This window comes from Pseudocitrobacter corydidari, assembly GCF_021172065.1.
Classification (GTDB): Bacteria; Pseudomonadota; Gammaproteobacteria; order Enterobacterales; family Enterobacteriaceae; genus Pseudocitrobacter; species Pseudocitrobacter corydidari.
The window spans coordinates 2,494,170-2,508,885 of the sequence record NZ_CP087880.1 but is presented as its reverse complement, the minus strand read 5'-3'; the positions used below and the strand labels follow the sequence as shown (position 1 = coordinate 2,508,885).

The 14,716-nt window shown below is 53.1% G+C and carries 14 protein-coding genes; 5 read left to right on the top strand and 9 right to left on the bottom strand.

The genetic code is table 11. The features are described from left to right. Window positions 1-164: 164 nt before the first annotated feature. The 4 genes from G163CM_RS11655 to G163CM_RS11640 all read left to right on the top strand — a co-directional run bounded on the left by G163CM_RS11655 (window position 165) and on the right by G163CM_RS11640 (window position 4,110). A complete protein-coding gene (locus G163CM_RS11655) occupies window positions 165-1,304 on the top strand; it encodes a porin (RefSeq protein WP_231825076.1) in 1,140 nt (379 codons plus the stop codon). A gap of 246 nt (window positions 1,305-1,550) precedes the next feature. After that, window positions 1,551-2,381: a MetQ/NlpA family ABC transporter substrate-binding protein gene (locus G163CM_RS11650; RefSeq protein WP_015965492.1), complete on the top strand. Its 831-nt coding sequence runs from the start codon at window positions 1,551-1,553 to the stop codon at window positions 2,379-2,381. A gap of 60 nt (window positions 2,382-2,441) precedes the next feature. Beyond that, the gene (gene sfbB, locus G163CM_RS11645; protein ID WP_231828302.1) at window positions 2,442-3,458 is read left to right on the top strand and encodes a virulence-associated ABC transporter ATP-binding protein SfbB; all 1,017 of its coding nucleotides are present in this window, start codon (window positions 2,442-2,444) and stop codon (window positions 3,456-3,458) included. Further along, entirely contained in the window at window positions 3,451-4,110 is a 660-nt protein-coding gene (locus G163CM_RS11640; protein WP_015965490.1) for a methionine ABC transporter permease, read from the top strand. The genes sfbB and G163CM_RS11640 overlap by 8 nt, the downstream gene beginning before the upstream one ends. 81 nt (window positions 4,111-4,191) lie before the next feature. Here the strand turns inward: G163CM_RS11640 and mnmH are convergent, their stop codons facing one another. The 6 genes from mnmH to ppiB all read right to left on the bottom strand — a co-directional run bounded on the left by mnmH (window position 4,192) and on the right by ppiB (window position 9,386). Then, complete coding sequence (mnmH, locus tag G163CM_RS11635) at window positions 4,192-5,277, bottom strand: tRNA 2-selenouridine(34) synthase MnmH (RefSeq protein WP_231828301.1); 1,086 nt, start codon at window positions 5,275-5,277, stop codon at window positions 4,192-4,194. 101 nt (window positions 5,278-5,378) lie between these two features. Next, window positions 5,379-6,446, bottom strand: coding sequence for a 5-(carboxyamino)imidazole ribonucleotide synthase (gene purK / locus G163CM_RS11630; protein ID WP_231828300.1), 1,068 nt, complete (start codon window positions 6,444-6,446; stop codon window positions 5,379-5,381). Next, window positions 6,443-6,952, bottom strand: coding sequence for a 5-(carboxyamino)imidazole ribonucleotide mutase (gene purE, locus G163CM_RS11625; protein ID WP_231828299.1), 510 nt, complete (start codon window positions 6,950-6,952; stop codon window positions 6,443-6,445). Before purE ends, purK begins: the two co-directional genes overlap by 4 nt. Window positions 6,953-7,111: 159 nt before the next feature. Continuing rightward, window positions 7,112-7,900, bottom strand: a complete 789-nt coding sequence (locus G163CM_RS11620) for a DUF4019 domain-containing protein (RefSeq protein WP_231828298.1) — start codon at window positions 7,898-7,900, stop codon at window positions 7,112-7,114. A 266-nt stretch (window positions 7,901-8,166) separates the two neighbouring features. Continuing rightward, entirely contained in the window at window positions 8,167-8,889 is a 723-nt protein-coding gene (gene lpxH, locus G163CM_RS11615; protein ID WP_231828297.1) for a UDP-2,3-diacylglucosamine diphosphatase, read from the bottom strand. 2 nt (window positions 8,890-8,891) lie between these two features. Further along, window positions 8,892-9,386 (bottom strand): peptidylprolyl isomerase B, encoded by a 495-nt coding sequence (ppiB, locus tag G163CM_RS11610; RefSeq protein WP_015965485.1) that lies wholly within the window; start codon window positions 9,384-9,386, stop codon window positions 8,892-8,894. 184 nt (window positions 9,387-9,570) lie between these two features. Here ppiB and cysS point away from each other — a divergent pair, with 184 nt between their 5' ends. Beyond that, window positions 9,571-10,962, top strand: coding sequence for a cysteine--tRNA ligase (gene cysS / locus G163CM_RS11605; RefSeq protein WP_231828296.1), 1,392 nt, complete (start codon window positions 9,571-9,573; stop codon window positions 10,960-10,962). A gap of 97 nt (window positions 10,963-11,059) precedes the next feature. Here cysS and G163CM_RS11600 read toward each other — a convergent pair whose 3' ends face one another. The 3 genes from G163CM_RS11600 to G163CM_RS11590 form a co-directional block, all read right to left on the bottom strand. Next, window positions 11,060-11,581, bottom strand: a complete 522-nt coding sequence (locus G163CM_RS11600; RefSeq protein ID WP_231828295.1) for a metal-dependent hydrolase — start codon at window positions 11,579-11,581, stop codon at window positions 11,060-11,062. Between the two features lie 75 nt (window positions 11,582-11,656). Next, the gene (locus G163CM_RS11595; protein WP_231828294.1) at window positions 11,657-12,673 is read right to left on the bottom strand and encodes a substrate-binding domain-containing protein; all 1,017 of its coding nucleotides are present in this window, start codon (window positions 12,671-12,673) and stop codon (window positions 11,657-11,659) included. 78 nt (window positions 12,674-12,751) lie between these two features. Beyond that, window positions 12,752-14,251: a PTS transporter subunit EIIC gene (locus tag G163CM_RS11590; protein WP_231828293.1), complete on the bottom strand. Its 1,500-nt coding sequence runs from the start codon at window positions 14,249-14,251 to the stop codon at window positions 12,752-12,754. Between the last annotated feature and the right edge of the window lie 465 nt (window positions 14,252-14,716).

Sequence of the window (14,716 nt, the reverse complement as noted above, 5' to 3'; positions counted from 1 at the left end):
CTTACCCACAAAAGTTCCATGGAATTGTTCAATAAAGGCACAGATTGTATAGAAGGGTCAGTTTAACCGCACAAATCATTAAAAAACGGTAAAGATAAGTTCATTTAGACACGATAATATTCACTGGCTAAATAAATGGCAGTTAACCTATCCAAGGAACAACCATGTCCATAAAAATAAAAGCGCTGGCATTATCGATCGGCGCAGCAGTGGCACTGACGACTTTCGCATCTCAGGCGGAAATCACCGTTTTAAAAGCTGATCCGCAGGCTGGCGACCCGCTGAGCCGTCTTAACTTCACCGTTGGCGGGAGTATCCGTCCTCAGTTCCAGAACATGACCGGGGATGATGGCGCGAACGGCTACAAACGTAATGGCTTCGACGGCGGCACCCGTTTCCGTTTCGCAGCTGATTACTACCTGTTCGATGATATTAGCTGGGTAAGCTACTACGAACTGGGTGTTAACTTCCCGGCGATGTTCAACTGGGATAACCACTACGCCGATGGCGCAAACGACACCACCCGTCGTATGCTCTACACCGGTCTGAAAAGCGATACCTGGGGTACGCTGACCTTCGGTCAACAGAACAGCATCTACTATGATGTGGTTGGCGCGAAAACCGATATCTGGGACTACGACATGATTGGTCAGGCTCCGGGTAACGGTATCAACGGTGACTACGATGGCTCCTATCGTACCCGTAAATCTCTGAAATATAAGAAAACTGTAGGCGACGTTGATCTCTACGCTTCTTACCTGTTCAGCGATGATCTTAACCCGAACAACGGCCTGAAATACAAACGTCGTGGCGGCGGCTCTCTGGGTGTGGATTACCACATCACCAAAGACCTGACCTGGGGTACGTCCTGGAACTACACGCGTGCGGAAATGCGCGACCAGGATCAGAACAGCAAAACCTACGATCAGAACATCGTCGGTACCGCGTTTAGCTGGAAACCAGACAACTGGACCTTCGCCCTGGGCGGCGGCTGGTACCAGAACTTCATGACCACCAAGAAAATCGACGCGAAAGATTACTTCGCGGGCGACGCGTGGGGTCTGGAATACTTCGCGGGTTACACCTTCCCGATTGGTCAATACGCAGTTAAATCCATCCAGCCGTACTTCATGGGTGACCGTATTGAATACGTGAATGGTCGTAACTACCTGCGTACCGACAACGGTGTAGGTATCAGCTTCCAGCTGGATTACGGTTTCCGTGTTGACTACGAACACGTGTTTACCTCCAGCACCGACAACCTGGGTGATATGAACCTGGTTCGTCTGCGTTACGACTTCTAAGTCGTTTCGAACCTCTGAAGCCGGGCACTGCCCGGCTTTTTGCTATTTACAACTAAGCATTGTTATTAAACGTATATCCCCTCCCGACGCCTCTCAAAGACATACTTCGAAATATCATGAAATAATTTCAAGGACAGCAGGTTGTGAACTGTGTCATGTTAAGGATTGCCCCTTTTGTGGACATAACAACAGCGCCGCATCGCACGGCGATATGCACGACATCACAACGTTTAAAATGGAGAAGTTATGGGATTGCGTCAGAGTTTACGCGTCGCGACCGGAGCCCTGCTGCTGGCCTGTGGATTACAATTTGCCCACGCCAACAGTGACCCGCACACCATTGTTTTCGGCGTTGCGCCGGGGCCGTATGGCGACATGGTGAAGCAGGCGATTGCGCCGTCGCTGAAAGAGAAAGGGTATAAAGTCGTGGTACGCGAATTTAGCGACTACGTGCAGCCAAATATGGCGCTGTCTAACGGCAGCATCGACGCCAACCTGTTTCAGCACTCGCTCTATTTCGATAAATTCACCGCTGATAAAGGCCTCAAGCTGACGAAGCTGATAGTGGTGCCAACGGCGGGCATGGGCTTCTATTCCCGTCAGGTGAAGAGCCTGGATGAGTTGAAGAAGGGCGATATCATCACGCTTTCCAATGACCCAACCAACCTGGCGCGCGGCCTGCGTTTCCTGCAATCGCTCGACCTCATCACCATTAAACCGAATATCGACCCAACCAAAGCGTCTGAGCGCGATATTGCCAGCAACCCGAAAGGGCTGGTGTTCAAGCCGCTGGAAGCCGCGCAGTTGCCGCGTACGCTCGATGGCGTCACCGGTGCGCTGGTAAACGGTAACTTTGCCGTGGCCGCGGGGCTTGATCTCTCCAGTGCGCTCAAGCAGGAGCATCTGGATGAGAACCTGAAAAATATCATTGCGGTGCGCAGTGAAGATGCGGATAAACCGTTTGCCAAAGATATCGTCGAGGCAGTGAAATCACCGGCCTATCGTGCGGTGATCGACGACCCGAAAAACATTTACAGCGCCTTCCAGAAACCCGAATGGATGTCTGACGCGAAGTAATTGCAGGACGCAACCTGACAGGGCAGACGCGTCTGCCCTTTTCGCATTTCTGAGGTGAGTATGATTGAGATAGAAAAGGTCTGCGTGGATTTTACCACCGCCCACGGGTCGGCCACGCGGGCGGTGAATAACGTCAGCCTGCATATTGGCGCGGGCGAAATCTTCGGTATTGTCGGCACCAGCGGGGCGGGGAAGAGTACGCTGCTGCGCACGCTTAACGCCCTAACGCGCCCGAGCGAAGGCCGCGTTAAGGTTAACGGCGTGGAGATCTCCGCGCTTGAAGGCGCAAATCTGCGCAAAGCGCGGCAGCGCATTGGCATGATTTTTCAGCACTTTAATCTGATGCACACCCGCACCGTGGCCCAGAACGTCGCCTTCAGCCTGAAAGCCGCAGGTTGGGATCGCGATAAAATTGCGCCGCGCGTGACGGAGATTTTAGCGCTTGTGGGGCTTGCCGATAAAGCGAACCGCTACCCGGTACAGCTCAGCGGTGGTCAGAAACAGCGCGTGGGAATTGCCCGCGCCATCGCGAATCACCCGGACGTACTGCTGTGTGATGAACCGACATCAGCGCTGGATCTGGAAACATCGGCCACCATTCTGGCGCTGCTGAAAGAGATCAACGCGAAGCTTGGGATCACGATCGTGCTGATCACCCATGAAATGAACGTGATCAAAACCATTTGCGATCGCGTGGCGGTGATGTCCGGCGGCGAAGTGGTGGAATCCGGCGAGGTATTTGATGTCTTCGCCCATCCACAGCACGCGTTTACCCGGCAACTGGTGTCGCATACGCTGAACCTGACGCTGCCCGAGCGCCTGCGCGAACATTTGCCGGGCCAGTTGCTGAAGATTCTGTTCATCGGTGATTCGGCTGAGCAGCCGGTGCTGTCGGAAGTGGCGGTGAAGTTTGGCGTGGCGGTGAATATTCTGCACGGCAAAATTGAGTATATCGCCGAGCGGGCGTTGGGGATTTTAGTGGTGCAACTCACCGCTCCGCATAACCCAACGTCCGTAGACGCTGCGGTGGCCTACATACGGGAAAATACGGCACAGGTGGAGGTGATCCGTGGATGATTTACTGCCGGATTTAACGCTGGCCTTTAACGAAACCTTCCAGATGCTGAGTATTTCGACGGTGCTGGCGATTGTCGGCGGCCTGCCGCTCGGTTTTCTGATTTTTGTCACCGACCGCCATCTGTTCTGGCAAAACCGCTTTGTGTACCTGGTGTCGTCGGTGCTGGTGAACATTATTCGCTCGGTGCCGTTTGTGATCCTGCTGGTCCTGCTGTTGCCGCTCACGCAGTTTCTGCTCGGCAACACCATCGGGCCAATTGCGGCGTCGGTGCCGCTTTCCGTTGCGGCGATAGCGTTTTACGCGCGGCTGGTTGATAGTGCCCTGCGCGAAGTGGATAAAGGCATTATTGAGGCGGCGGAAGCGTTCGGGGCCAGCCCGATGCGGATTATCTGTACCGTCCTGCTGCCGGAAGCCAGCGCCGGGCTGCTGCGCGGCCTGACCATTACGCTGGTGAGCTTAATCGGCTACTCGGCGATGGCCGGGATTGTCGGCGGCGGCGGGGTGGGCGACCTGGCGATTCGTTACGGTTATTACCGTTACGAAACCCAGGTGATGGTGGTGACCGTTATCGCGCTGATTGTGCTGGTGCAGGTGGTGCAGATGTTGGGCGACTGGCTGGCGAAGCGAGCGGATAAACGCGAGCGGCGCTGATGCCGGATGGCGCTGGCGCTTATCCGGCCTACATTTCGCATCGCTTGTAGGTCGGGTAAGCGCAGCGCCACCCGACGCCCGCTAATGCCCCAACAACCAATGCTCCACCGCCTCCGATGTGCCGCGAAAGACTATCTTGCTGGCCTTTTTCTCCAGCTGATAGCGGTACATCGGGTCGTAATATTCGTTAAGCAGCGGCACCAGCCAGGCAAAGTGCGGTTCGGTTGAACCATTCTGCTGCTGCTCAACAAGCGCCTGGTCAAGCTTTTGCGTCAGCTCGGCGAAGCGTTGCAGGCCAAGGCGACGACGAATGGCGAACAATCCGTGATGCAGATATTCGCTGTACTCCGCCCAGCCTTTCTCTTCGCCGTACGCGTCAATGAATGCCTGATGCATATGCGTAAAATATTCTGCGCGCAGGCGCTCAAGGCGCAACTCAAACGGATCGTCCACCACCGCAATCGGGGATTGCGCCATGCGTTCGCGCAGGCACTCCGGCAGGTGATTCGCGCCAATCATATGCCCCTCATCTTCCAGCACCCAGCGCACGTTTTCCTGCCCGTGACTGCGCTGAAGCAGCGCGCTGGCCAGATGGTTTTCAAAGGTGGCTTGCTGATGTTGCGCGTCCAGCGTGCGGCCAAATGAAGAACCACGATGATGGGCAAGCCCTTCCAGGTCGATACCAAAAGGTTGATGACGTACCAGCGGCGTTTTACCGTTTCCGGTACAGCCGCCAATCAAAATAATGGGATGCTGAACCAGCGCTTCGGTTGCCTGAATCGCCGCCTGGCGCAGCATCTTGTAGCCACCGACAATCAGCGGATAATCGATGCCGCTCTCTTTTAGCCACGCCTGCACGATGTGCGATCGTTGGCCACCGCGCGCGCAGCAAAGATAGCCGTGTGGAAAACGGGCACAGGCTGCCCGCCACGCATCAATGCGCTGCTGGCGCGTCTCGCCGGATACTAGCTGATGGCCCAGCGCCAATGCCGCATCGGGGCCCTGACGCTTATAGCAGGTACCGACCGCGGCGCGTTCGTCATCGTTCATCAACGGCAGGTTGATTGCCGCAGGCAACGAGCCTTGCTGAAACTCGACGGGAGCGCGAACGTCAATGATGGGGGTACCGGCGGTCAAAATGGCCCGGTAATCCGTCCCATTATTCATGGGCAAATCCTTCTGTAAAAATCGGGAGGGAAACTCGGACGGGATTCTACGCTTGTGACGGGAGCCGGGGAAGGGGAGGATCGTTCCCCGGCACGTTAGGCTTAAACCAGTTTTGACTGTGCCCAGCTAATTCCGCTGGCGTATTCTGGCGGCAGCAGCGGGGTAAGCGCTTCAAGCGTTGCGCTTAAACGCCCGGTATCGCTGTCGTTCAGGTTGAGGTGACCCACTTTACGGCCTGGGCGAACCTCTTTATCGTACCAGTGCAGATGCACCAGCGGCAGCTTCAGCCAGTCGTAATTCAGGTCGCTACCAATCAGGTTTACCATCACAGACGGGCTGTTAACCACCGGCGGTGGCAGCGGTAAATCGGTAATGGCACGCAGATGCAGCTCAAACTGGCTGATGGAGGCACCGTTTTGCGTCCAGTGCCCGCTGTTGTGTACGCGAGGAGCCAGCTCGTTAATCAGCAACCCGGCAGGAGTAACGAAGCACTCCATCGCCATCACGCCAACATAGTTCAGCTCGTGCATAATCGCTGACAGCATGCTTTCGGCCTGATCCTGCTGCTGTGCGTTCGCCTGCGGGAACGCCACGCTTATGCGCAGAATACCATCCTGATGCAGGTTGTGAGTCAGCGGATAGAACACGGTGCTGCCGTCGTGAGCTCGCGCGCCAACCAGTGAGACTTCACCGGAGAAATTAATACCCTGCTCCACAATACATTCGCCGTAACACTCTTGCGGCAATTGTGCGGTTTCATCTGCGCGCAAACGCCACTGCCCACGACCATCGTAACCGCCGGTGCGACGCTTCACGATCGCAAGCTCCCCCAGACGTTCAAACACGGCGGGCCACTGGTTTTGTTCGGCCAGTAGTTGCCATGGCGCGGTTGGCAGGCTGAGTTTGTCGAACAGCTGCTTTTGCGTCAGACGATCGGCAATAATCGGGAATACGTCGCGGTTAACGAATGCCGGATGCAGCGCCAGCTCGCGGGTTAGCGCGGTTTCTGGCCAGCGTTCGATTTCAGCGGTGATCACGCTTTGCTGGAACGGCACCGCTTCCGGCGAAGCTTCCAGGCCAACGGGCCACACGGCGATACCCAGCGGCTCGCCAGCCTGGCGCAGCATACGCCCCAGTTGACCGTTGCCTAATACGCAAACCTGCTTCATGCGTCACCCCGCGGATCCGGGTTTTCCAGCACTTCATCGGTTTGCGCACGACGCCATTCCGCCAGGCGTTGATGCAGTTCAGCATCGTGCTGAGCAAGAATTTGCGCAGCCAGCAGGGCGGCGTTAGCGGCACCGGCTTTACCAATCGCCAGCGTCCCGACCGGAATTCCGCGCGGCATTTGCACGATGGAATAGAGACTATCGACGCCGCTCAGGGCGGCGCTTTGTACTGGCACACCCAGCACCGGCACTAAGGTTTTCGCCGCAATCATGCCTGGCAGATGCGCCGCGCCGCCTGCGCCTGCAATGATCACCTGATAACCGTTCTCTTCCGCGGTTTCGGCGAAGCTGAACAGCTTATCGGGCGTGCGGTGGGCGGAAACCACTTCGACATGATGAGGAACATTGAGGATATCAAGAACTTCGGTAGCAAACTGCATGGTAGCCCAGTCGCTTTTGGACCCCATCACGATAGCGATACGTGCCGGATTATTGCGGGAAGACATACGTCTTAAAACTCCTGTGGGTGTGCTGCACACGACGTTGTAGGCCACAGAGAATAGCATGGAAAAGAGGGGAGGAAAACGATTGCGTTGCGTGGCTCAACACACACTCTCTAAGCCGGGCATAAGCTCAATACCCGGCTGGTTAGATGATTCAGCGTGTCATTGGGGTAAGGCCGTATAGCCATAACCCGCGAGTTTTACACCATTCTCGGTTTCTTCAAAAGTGAACTCTTCTTCTACTGAAGGATATCGACTAAATGAAGAACGATAATTTAGTCTGTTAAGTGATGGTATACTTGGTTTAGTCGAAAATAATACGCGTCTTTTATAAATTTTTGCGCTTTCGCTATTGTAACTACCTAAATCAGATTTGGATTTTTCTAGCACTTTCGTTAAATCCTCTTCTGATATCTTATCTTTAAATGTAGATGAAGTGGCAGTATATATTTCATGATACTGCGAAGCAGCTAATTGTGTTCTGAACTGTGCGATTACAATTTTTTCTTCTGCTAATTCCAATGGTTTGTCAGTTGATGCCTCATAGTGGTACCCTGCTAATGTTATACCATCATCTGTTTCTTCAAAACTGAATACTTCCTCTACTGACGCATATTTGGCAAATGAAGAATGGTAATACAGGCGAGTAATAGAAGGCCCATTCGTTTTTACAGTAGTACTTTTTTTATAAAATCCTGTGCTGTCGTCGTTATAACTGCCTAAGTGGGATTTAGCTTGTTCCAGGAATGTCGTTAAATCTTTTTCTGATGTTGCATCTTTAAAAGATGAAGAGGAGTTAATGTAAATATCATGGTATTGGGCGGCAGTCAGTTGTGTATGGAATTGTGTTATTGCTGCTTTTTCTTCAGATGATTCTGAAGGTTCGCATCCTGTAAGCGTGAAGAGTAGGCCGATAATGATTATCGATTGCCTAAGATATCTTTTATTCATGATGATCTCTTGTGGTAGTATTTTTTTCTATGAGTTAAATATAAAAACTAAATGGTACCACCATCCAATGATAAATCTATAGCATCGCTCTTTCCAATCGCACAAATGGTCCCGATATTATTCAGAATATATTTTCTTAATTAATGTTTGCGATATTATTAATGCGTGAGGCGAATGGTGATAATGAAATGTTGATGGGGATTTATTATTGCCAGCATCTGGCGCGATCTAACACAAGATAAACAAGCGGAATACTTTTACGCCGTTCAAAAAGGAAAACGCAGTAATTCAACATCCTCAGCTGTCACTTTCACCATTGACCCTTCCGTATGCCACGCACCCAGTACTACGCGATACGCGGGTTCGCCGTTAGCGGTCAATGTATGCACATCGGGGCGATGCGTGTGCCCGTGAATCAGCCACTGCACGTGGTACTTTTCCATCACATCCACAACGGCCTGCGGGTTCACATCCATAATCTCCATCGATTTATGACTGTTGGCGGCTTTGCTGTCGGCGCGCATGCGGGCGGCAATTTTCTGGCGGATAAACAGCGGCAGCGCCAGGAAGACTTTCTGGATCCACGGCGTATGTACTTTGGCGCGAAACGCCTGATAGCCTGCGTCATCAATGCAAAGCGTGTCGCCGTGCAGAATCAACAGCGGGCGACCGTACAGCTCAAGGCGTTGTTCCTCTGGCAGCAGCGTCATGCCGCTTTCCCGGGCAAAGCGTTTGCCGAGCAGGAAATCACGGTTACCGTGAATGAAATAGCAGGGAACGCCGGAATCGACCAGCGCTTTGATAGCGTGGGCAATTTGCTGGTGCAGAGGGTTCGGGTCGTCGTCGCCAATCCAGGCTTCGAAGAGATCGCCGAGAATATAGAGCGCATCGGCGCGACGCGCTTCACCGGCTAAAAAACGCAGAAAACCGGCGGTGATCGCCGGTTCTTCTGTTTGCAGGTGCAAATCTGCAATAAAGAGTGTCGCCACGATTACTCGCTGACGGTCACGCTTTCGATTACAACGTCTTCTTTCGGAACGTCCTGGTGCATACCGCTGCGGCCGGTGGCGACAGCTTTGATTTTATCAACCACGTCCATACCTTCGACGACTTCTGCGAATACGCAGTAGCCCCAACCCTGCAGGCTTTCGCCGGAGAAGTTCAGGAAGTCGTTGTCAGCCACGTTGATGAAGAACTGCGCGGTTGCGGAGTGCGGAGCCTGAGTACGCGCCATTGCCAGCGTGCCACGGGTGTTTTTCAGACCATTGTTGGCTTCGTTTTTGATAGCCTCTTTGGTCGCTTTCTGATTCATGCCCGGCTCGAAACCGCCGCCCTGAATCATAAAGCCGTTGATTACACGGTGGAAAATCGTGTTGTTGTAGAAACCTTCGCGGCAGTAGTCCAGGAAGTTTTTAACTGTTTCCGGCGCTTTGTCATCAAAAGTTTTGATTACGATATCGCCGTGATTAGTGTGGAAAGTAACCATTTCTGCATCCTGTTCCGTTATAGTGGTGCGTTAACTCGCGTGCGAGTCGTATATAGGCGCCTGTTATAGCATAACCGCGAGGTTCGATCACCTTGCAATGTGTGCTGCTTCAGAGTTGAATTAAAGGTAGAATACGCCGTTTCAGGCGCAAGCCCAGATCACACACGTCAACATGGAATTATCGATGCTAAAAATCTTCAATACAATGACCCGCCAAAAAGAGGAATTTAAGCCTATTCACGCCGGTGAAGTCGGCATGTACGTGTGTGGAATTACCGTTTACGATTTCTGTCATATCGGTCATGGACGTACCTTTGTTTCCTTTGATGTGGTAGCCCGTTACCTGCGTTTTCTTGGCTACAAGCTGAAATACGTCCGCAACATCACCGATATCGACGATAAAATCATCAAACGCGCCAATGAAAACGGCGAAAGTTTTGTGCAGTTAGTCGATCGCATGATTGTCGAAATGCATAAAGATTTCGATGCGCTGAACATTCTGCGCCCGGATGCCGAACCGCGCGCGACGCACCATATTCATGAAATCATCGAGATTACTGAACGTCTGATTGAACGCGGTCACGCATATGTCGCAGAAAGCGGCGACGTGATGTTCTCCGTGCCGACCGATCCGAACTACGGCAAACTGTCGCGTCAGGATCTGGAGCAGTTGCAGGCCGGCGCGCGCGTCGAAGTCGCGGAAGTGAAACGTAACCCGATGGACTTCGTGCTGTGGAAAATGTCGAAAGCGGGTGAACCGAGCTGGCCGTCGCCGTGGGGCGAAGGCCGTCCGGGCTGGCACATTGAATGTTCCGCGATGAACTGCAAACAGCTGGGGCATCATTTTGATATCCACGGCGGCGGTTCTGACCTGATGTTCCCGCACCATGAAAACGAAATCGCGCAGTCTACCTGTGCGCACGACGGCGAATACGTTAACTACTGGATGCACTCCGGGATGGTGATGGTTGACCGCGAGAAGATGTCAAAATCGCTCGGCAACTTCTTTACCGTGCGTGACGTGCTGAAGTATTACGACGCAGAAACCGTGCGTTACTTCTTAATGTCCGGCCACTATCGCAGCCAGCTGAACTACAGCGAAGACAACCTGAAACAGGCGCGTTCCGCGCTGGAGCGTCTCTATACGGCGCTGCGCGGCACCTCGGCAACGGATGTTGAATTCGTTCGCAGCGCGCAGTATGTCGACCGCTTTAAAGAAGCGATGGATGACGATTTCAACACCCCGGTGGCTTATGCCGTGCTGTTTGATTTGGCGAAAGAAGTGAACAACGCCAAACAGGCTGGCAACAGCGAAGAAGCGAATGCGGCGGCTACTTGTCTGCGTACGCTCGCGGCTGTTCTCGGCCTGCTGGAACAAGATCCAGAAGCGTTCCTGCAAAGTGGTGCGCAGGTTGACGACGGTGAAGTCGCGGAAATCGAAGCCCTGATTCAGCAGCGTCTCGATGCGCGTAAAGCGAAAGACTGGGCCGCGGCGGATGCGGCGCGTGACCGTCTGAATGAGATGGGGATCGTGCTGGAAGATGGTCCGCAAGGGACAACCTGGCGTCGTAAATAACTGTGGTTGTGCCGGATGGCGACGCTTTGCGTCTTATCCGGCCTTCAGACAGGGCGATACCGTAGGCCGGGTAAGGCGAAGCCGCCACCCGGCTTTTTTAGCGCCTTTGCCACCACAAGATTCCCATCAACACCACGCCCGGCAGCCACACCCACAACAACTCCGAAAAAATCACCTGATGCCCGTACGGCGTGGTGTAACTCGATAGCGCAAACGGCGCGACTTTTATTACCTGCCACGGCGCAAAGAAGCGTTCATCCAACCACGGCCACAGCCAGCCAACACCTTTACCGCCCGTTGTCACTGAATCCAGCAGAGTGTGTGATAACAACGATACGGTCAGAAAGAGCCAGCAGCGAACCAACCCGGCCCGGAACCACCGTCGGCCAATCAGCACGCATAATAGCGGAACCACGAACGCGAAAAGCAGAGAATGAGTAAACCCGCGATGACCAAAAGCATTGCCGTACGCCACGCCAAACTTAAATGCCAGCACGTCAGCGTCGGGGAGCATGGCGAGCACAACGCCAGTAAACAGCAAACGGGGCGGGATGACTCTGCTGCCAAGGCCTAAGCCCAGGCACAGCGGTACGGCGGCGTGTGTGATAACGGTTGGCATGGCGAAACATTCCCGGAGAAATCAGGAGAATATAACAGCAAACGGGCGCAGTAAGGCCCGCTCACAATTCTGAAATTATGCCGATTCGCGGGTAATTAATTGACCGGAAAGCGTAATCTTCTGCATTTGCAGTTCTGGTTCTTTGAGCTTACGCAGCATTAAGCCCGCCGCCTGCCGCCCGGTCTCTTCGCTTGACGACGAGACATAGGTAAAAGAGGGGGAGGTGAGATTCACATTGAGCATATCTTCAAAGCCAATCAGCGCGACCTGCTGAGTCAAAAATACATCTTTCCCAACCGTGCGCCCAATCTGGTGAATGCCGTTTATGCTGCCAATCATCGCAGCAGGCGAGTGGCACAGCAGGGCGGTGATGGTGTTGTTTTTCTCCAGCAACTGACGTGTGACGAGGCTGGCTGCGTGGGTATCTTCGCTACAGCATGGCGTCGCTTCTTCGCGATTCACCAGCCCATATTGCGTTAGCACGCTGCGAAAACCTGCCAGCCGCTGCTGGCGAATTAAATCGTCTTCGCGCCCGCCAATGTAGGCAATGCTGCGATGCCCACGCTCAATCAGATAACGTGCGGCAAAAACGGCGGCCTGACGGTTATCGCGCATCACCAGATTGCACTGCTCATCAAGCGGCGACTGGGAAACCACCACAAAGGGCAGCGGACAGTGGCGAATTTTATCCGGAATATGCGGGCTGAAGGCGTCAGATGCGAGGTAGATAACGCCCGCTACGCCCTGCTGTTTAAACGACAGCAGGCAGCGTTCTAAATGATCATGGCTGTTGAGCGGTTGGCCGAGAAAAACCATAAACCCCTGTTTTTCCAGCTCCTGCACGATACTTGCCATCACCTTAATGGAAAAACTGTCGCTAAAATCAGGCAGGATCAGGCCAATAAGGTTGGAGGTATTCGCGCGAAGGTTGGCGGCAGCGACGTTGTGAACGTAACCGAGCGCATCAATGGCGGCCTGGACTTTGCCGATCGTCGCGTCAGAAATTTTCCCTTTCTGACGCAACACCAGCGACACGGTTGACACCGATACGCCCGCCTGCTTTGCGACATCAATAATGCTGACTTTCTTCAATTCCGCTCCCTGAAAATGCTCAATTCATGCCACGACGCCCCCTCAAGCGTAACGGAGGCGTCGTCGATCGGCATAGTATTATTTGCCAATCATCGTGGACATGGTTTGAGCGATAAATTGTGCTCTGGCACCGAAAATAACCTGAATACCTTTATCCCCGACAAATACCACGCCGCGCGCCCCAACCCCGTTAAGGCCATCTTTATCGACTTTATCACCCTGCGACACTTCCAGGCGCAAGCGGGTAATGCAGGAACCGACCGAATCGATATTCTGCGCACCGCCCAGCAAGGCAATAATTTCTGTCGCCAGCTCGGTGTCGGTTTTATCTTTCGCATCCGCGACTACGTCTGCGCGGCCCGGCGTTTTGATATCAAAGCGGCGGATCACGAATCGGAAGGTGAAGTAATAGATAATCGCCATCGGAATACCGACGATTGCCGCACTGAGGAAGTTGGTCTGGTAACCATTAAACGACGGCAGAATGCCGAACGAAATATAGTCAATCATCCCCGCCGAGAAGGATTTCGCGATATGCGCGTGTAACAGGAACATGCACATATACGCCAGCCCGGCCATGATGGCGTTAAAGACGTAAAGGATTGGTGCAACGAAAATAAAGGTGAACTCAACCGGCTCGGTGATCCCGGTCAGGAAGCAGGTGAGTGCGGCGGAGAACAGAATACCAAAGGCGATCTTTTTGTTTTTGCTGTTCGCTTCGTGATACATCGCCAGGCACGCGGCAGGCAGCGCAAACAGCATCAGTGGGAATTCGCCCTGCATGAATTTACCAGCATTCTGATAGGTATCGCTGCTGAAGGATTTCACCCCTTCTTCCAGCATTTTGAACCAGATAGTCTGGTCGCCGTGGATAATCTGGCCTGCCTGCGTGGTGTAGTCGCCAAAGGAGTACCAGAAAGAGGGATACCAGATGTGATGCAGACCAAGCGGAATCAACGCGCGTTCGACCAGACCAAAAATAAACGTTGATGCCGCCTGATTATCACCGTTCACCACCGTGGAGAGCGCATCAATACCTGCCTGGATATGCTGCCAGACGTAGGGTAGCAGCAGGCCGAGCAGGAATGACAGCACCGCCGTGGCAATGGCGACAAAACGTTTGCCGGAGAAGAACCCCAGAAATTCCGGCAACTGCATTTCATGGAAGCGGTTATAGCACCAGGCCGCGAGGATACCGCAAATAAGGCCGCCAAAGACGCCCATTTGCAGCGTTGGAATCCCGACCACCATCGCATATTTCCCGCCCTGAGAGGCCATTTCCGGCGTAATTCCCAGCACGGTACCGATAGTGATATTGGTGACAAACACGGAAACGGCGGCAGAGAGTGCTGCGATACCCGATTCCGACGCCAGCCCTACCGCAGATCCAATCGCGAACAACATCGGCAGGTTATCGAAAATAACCCCACCTGCGTTCATCATCAGCGGCAGATGGAACTTATCACCGAACGCCAGCAGCAAACCGGCCGCAGGCAGGAGTGAGATTGGCAGCATTAATGCGCGACCAATCATCGATAGTTTTGACAATGATTTAACAATACCACTTAACAGACCCATACCCATTCCCCCGACTGGAGACCATAAAGTGCGCTTAGATTGCGCTGTTATTGTAAGTAGAACGTTCTAGTAGAACGTTCTACTAATGGTCGAAGAAACGTAGAAATTCCGCAACAAGATTTTCATAGAAAGCCAGATGAGATTGCGATTTTTTGAAGTTGATCGATATTCAATCGCTATGACGAGAGGGGTAATGCCTGTGGATGGTTTAACTAATCGTGCTATTTCGCTCTTGATGTATGCCGCAGGAATGAGAGTAAAAGTCTTATGCAAAGATGTAAAAATCTCATCGGTATTTGTCCGGAATAAGGGGATGAGACATTTTTCAGACGTGCTGAGAATGAGTCTGTAAGAATTTTTCGGAGTAGATAACTTCGGTGATTAATTAATTGCGTCATCCAGAAACTGGTGTCGTATTGACAGTTTTATTTCGTGGTGTGAGACTCGAATTGTAACCGCGAGTAA

Excerpts from the sequence above, each read along its gene's own strand:
- G163CM_RS11600 (WP_231828295.1), bottom strand. The coding sequence starts at position 11,581 with ATGCCAACCGTTATCACACACGCCGCCGTACCGCTGTGCCTGGGCTTA.
- sfbB (WP_231828302.1), top strand. The coding sequence starts at position 2,442 with ATGATTGAGATAGAAAAGGTCTGCGTGGATTTTACCACCGCCCACGGG.
- cysS (WP_231828296.1), top strand. The coding sequence starts at position 9,571 with ATGCTAAAAATCTTCAATACAATGACCCGCCAAAAAGAGGAATTTAAG.
- ppiB (WP_015965485.1), bottom strand. The coding sequence starts at position 9,386 with ATGGTTACTTTCCACACTAATCACGGCGATATCGTAATCAAAACTTTT.
- G163CM_RS11650 (WP_015965492.1), top strand. The coding sequence starts at position 1,551 with ATGGGATTGCGTCAGAGTTTACGCGTCGCGACCGGAGCCCTGCTGCTG.
- purE (WP_231828299.1), bottom strand. The coding sequence starts at position 6,952 with ATGTCTTCCCGCAATAATCCGGCACGTATCGCTATCGTGATGGGGTCC.
- G163CM_RS11590 (WP_231828293.1), bottom strand. The coding sequence starts at position 14,251 with ATGGGTCTGTTAAGTGGTATTGTTAAATCATTGTCAAAACTATCGATG.
- G163CM_RS11655 (WP_231825076.1), top strand. The coding sequence starts at position 165 with ATGTCCATAAAAATAAAAGCGCTGGCATTATCGATCGGCGCAGCAGTG.
- mnmH (WP_231828301.1), bottom strand. The coding sequence starts at position 5,277 with ATGAATAATGGGACGGATTACCGGGCCATTTTGACCGCCGGTACCCCC.
- purK (WP_231828300.1), bottom strand. The coding sequence starts at position 6,446 with ATGAAGCAGGTTTGCGTATTAGGCAACGGTCAACTGGGGCGTATGCTG.
- G163CM_RS11620 (WP_231828298.1), bottom strand. The coding sequence starts at position 7,900 with ATGAATAAAAGATATCTTAGGCAATCGATAATCATTATCGGCCTACTC.